At 69.6% G+C, this 2758-nt stretch carries 2 protein-coding genes; one reads left to right on the top strand and one right to left on the bottom strand.

Annotated elements, in window-relative coordinates:
• A partial coding sequence (gene manA, locus E3O49_RS13470; protein ID WP_134451764.1) for a mannose-6-phosphate isomerase, class I occupies positions 1-1215 on the bottom strand: 1215 nt, incomplete at its 3' end.
• Positions 1216-1347: 132 nt separating this feature from the next.
• Here manA and E3O49_RS13475 point away from each other — a divergent pair.
• Positions 1348-2526 carry an acyl-CoA dehydrogenase family protein gene (locus E3O49_RS13475; RefSeq protein ID WP_134405127.1) on the top strand — a complete coding sequence of 393 codons (1179 nt, stop codon included), beginning with the start codon at positions 1348-1350 and terminating at the stop codon, positions 2524-2526.
• Positions 2527-2758: the final 232 nt, after the last annotated feature.

Genomic DNA, 2758 nt, shown 5'->3' on the forward strand with positions numbered 1-2758 from the left:
AGCGCCAGCCGCGCCCGCCGCAGCGCCAGCCGCAGCGCCAGCCGCAGCGCCAGCCACACCGCCCGCCGCACCGCCCGCAGCAGCCCCCGCAGCAAGGGCAGCAGCGCCCGCACCCGCAGCCGGCTCGGCCGCGATGTGGACGAGTTCGAAGTCGTCGACGTCCGGCCGGAACTCGTCCACGCCGGGAGAGGTCGATACCGGCGGCAGATACGGCACCGGCAGGGGGGTGAAGTCGAGCACCTCGAGCAGTTCGTCGACGTCGATGTGCTTGGGGCTGAGCCCGCCGCGGAGCACATTGTCCGACGCCGCCATCAACTCCACGCCGAGACCGGACAGGTAGGCGTGGATGTTGCCGGCCGGCAAATACAGCACCTCGCCGCGCTTGAGCGAGACCCGGTTGGTCAGCAGGGAGATCACGATGCCGGGGTCTCCCGGGTAAGCGCGGGCGAGGTCCCGCACGGTGGCGAACTCGAGCGGGAACTCGATGATGGCGCCGCCCTCGGCCAGGTACGTGGCGCTGTCGGCGAGCAGCACGACGCGTTCGACCAGCCAGGCCACCTCGCCGGAGTCTCCGCCGCGGCCGTCACGCAGCAGCCAGTCGACGCAGTCGCGCAGCGCGTCCGGTCCGAGCAGGTGGCGTTCGAGGGCGTCGAGGGCGCCGGGCTGCGGGTCGTCCGAGGCCACGTCGAGCGCCCGGAGTTCGCCGAGGATGCGCCGGATCTCGGTCAGCTCGCGAAAACCGCAGAGCGCCTCGAAGGTGTCGCTCAGGGCGAAGATCACCTCGGGCTTGTGGAACGGGTCGCGGTAGTTGCGGTCGGCCGCGGTCTGCGGGATACCGGCCGCGTTCTCCAGGGCGAAGCCGCTGCGCGCACGCTCACTGGTCGGGTGCGCCTGCAGCGAGAGGGGACTCTGCGCGGCGAGCACCTTCAGCAGGAACGGCAGCCGCGGCGGAGCCGACCCGGCGGGCGAACCGTTCGCGTGCGCGGCCGCCGCTGCGCCGAGGGCGACCTCGGGGGACGCCGTGATCCAGTCCAGCAGCGTGCGGTGCCCGCCGACCTGGGCCGGGTCGACGATCAGCGAGGGCGACCCGGGATGCGCGCCCAGCCAGAGCTCGGCCTCCGGTTTACCCGACGGAGCGTAGCCGAGCAGTCCGGAGATGGCGGTGGTCGATCCCCAGGCGTAGTCCCGCGGCGAATTGGTGATGCCCACAAACATGGTTGGCTCCTGCACTGTTCGGTTTAGACCAAACTACCAAGGGCTTTCGGCCAGGCCAGGGGCCCACCTAGGCTGGCGAGAATTCGCCGACCGCCGCAAGCGAGGCCGTCGCCCTCTGCAATGGAGCACCAGATGAACTTCGAGCTACTTCCCAGCGACTTCTTCGGCTACGAGAATCTGCTCACCGATCAGGAGAAAACCGCGCTGACCAATCTGCGCGCCTACCTCGAGTCCGACGTGCGGCCGATCGTGAACGGATGCTGGGAGCGCGCCGAATTCCCGGCCGAGGTCATCCGCCCGCTGGCGCAGCTCGGGGCCTACTCGTTCGGCTGGCCCGAGACCCGCCCGTTCGAGAACTCGGCCGTGTTCCGCGGTTTCGTCGCCCTGGAGGTCGCCCGGGTGGACGCATCCGTCGCCACCTTCGTCGGTGTGCAGAACGGGCTGGCCTGCGGCACGATCGCGGCGACGGGATCTCAGGAGCAGCGCGACGAGTGGCTGCCGCGGCTGGCTTCGGGCGAGATCGTCGGCGCCTTCGGCCTGACCGAGCCGTTCTCCGGCTCCGACGCGGCCCAGGGGCTGCGCACCACGGCGACCCGAACCGGCGACACCTGGCTGCTCAACGGGGAGAAGCGCTGGATCGGCAACGCCACCTTCTCCGACATCACCATCATCTGGGCGAAGGACACCGCCGACGGCATGGTGAAGGGCTTCATCGTGCCCACCGACACGGCCGGGTACTCGGCGACGAAGATCGACGGCAAGATCAGCCTGCGCGCAGTGCAGAACGCGGACATCGTGCTGGAGAACGTGGTCGTGCCCGAGCGCAACCGGCTGCAGAACGCGAACTCGTTCCGGGACACCGCCAAGGTGCTGCGCCTGACCCGGGCCGAGGTGGCCTGGGCCGCCGTCGGCACCTCGATCGGCGCCTACGAGGCCGCGGTCGCCTACGCGAAAGAGCGCGTGCAGTTCGGCAAGGAGATCGGCGGGCACCAGCTCGTGCAGGACCTGCTGGTGAAGTCGCTCGGCAACATCACCGCCAGCCTGGGCATGGTGGTGCGGGTGTCGCAGATGCTCGACGAGGGCAGCCAGCGCGACGAGCACGCCGCCCTGGCGAAGCTGTACACGACGGCACGGATGCGCGAAACGGTCGCCTGGTGCCGCGAACTCTTCGGCGGGAACGGCATCGTCCTCGACTATGACGTGGCCCGCTTCTTCGCCGACGCCGAGGCCGTGTACTCGTACGAGGGCACCAGGGAGATGAACACGCTGATCGTCGGGCGCAGCATCACCGGCCAGGCGGCCTTCGTCTAGCAGAGCGGGAGGGCGGGAGCCCGCACGCCCCTCTCCCGCCCGAGCCGCTCTCCCGCCCGCGCCCTGAACGAATTCGACGGAGATTTTGCCGAAATCGGACCCTAACGGCCCGAAATTGGACTTTTACAGAAGAATCTCGGCTCTCCTGTCGTAACCGTGGGTTAAACCCGGCCGGGGAGCACTGGTTTGTGGCCGCCGAGGCTGAGCATGGCGAGGGCGATGAGGGCGTCGG

It is taken from the genome of Cryobacterium shii (genome assembly GCF_004402595.1).
Taxonomy (GTDB): Bacteria; Actinomycetota; Actinomycetes; order Actinomycetales; family Microbacteriaceae; genus Cryobacterium; species Cryobacterium shii.

Excerpts from the sequence above, each read along its gene's own strand:
- E3O49_RS13475 (WP_134405127.1), top strand. The coding sequence starts at position 1,348 with ATGAACTTCGAGCTACTTCCCAGCGACTTCTTCGGCTACGAGAATCTG.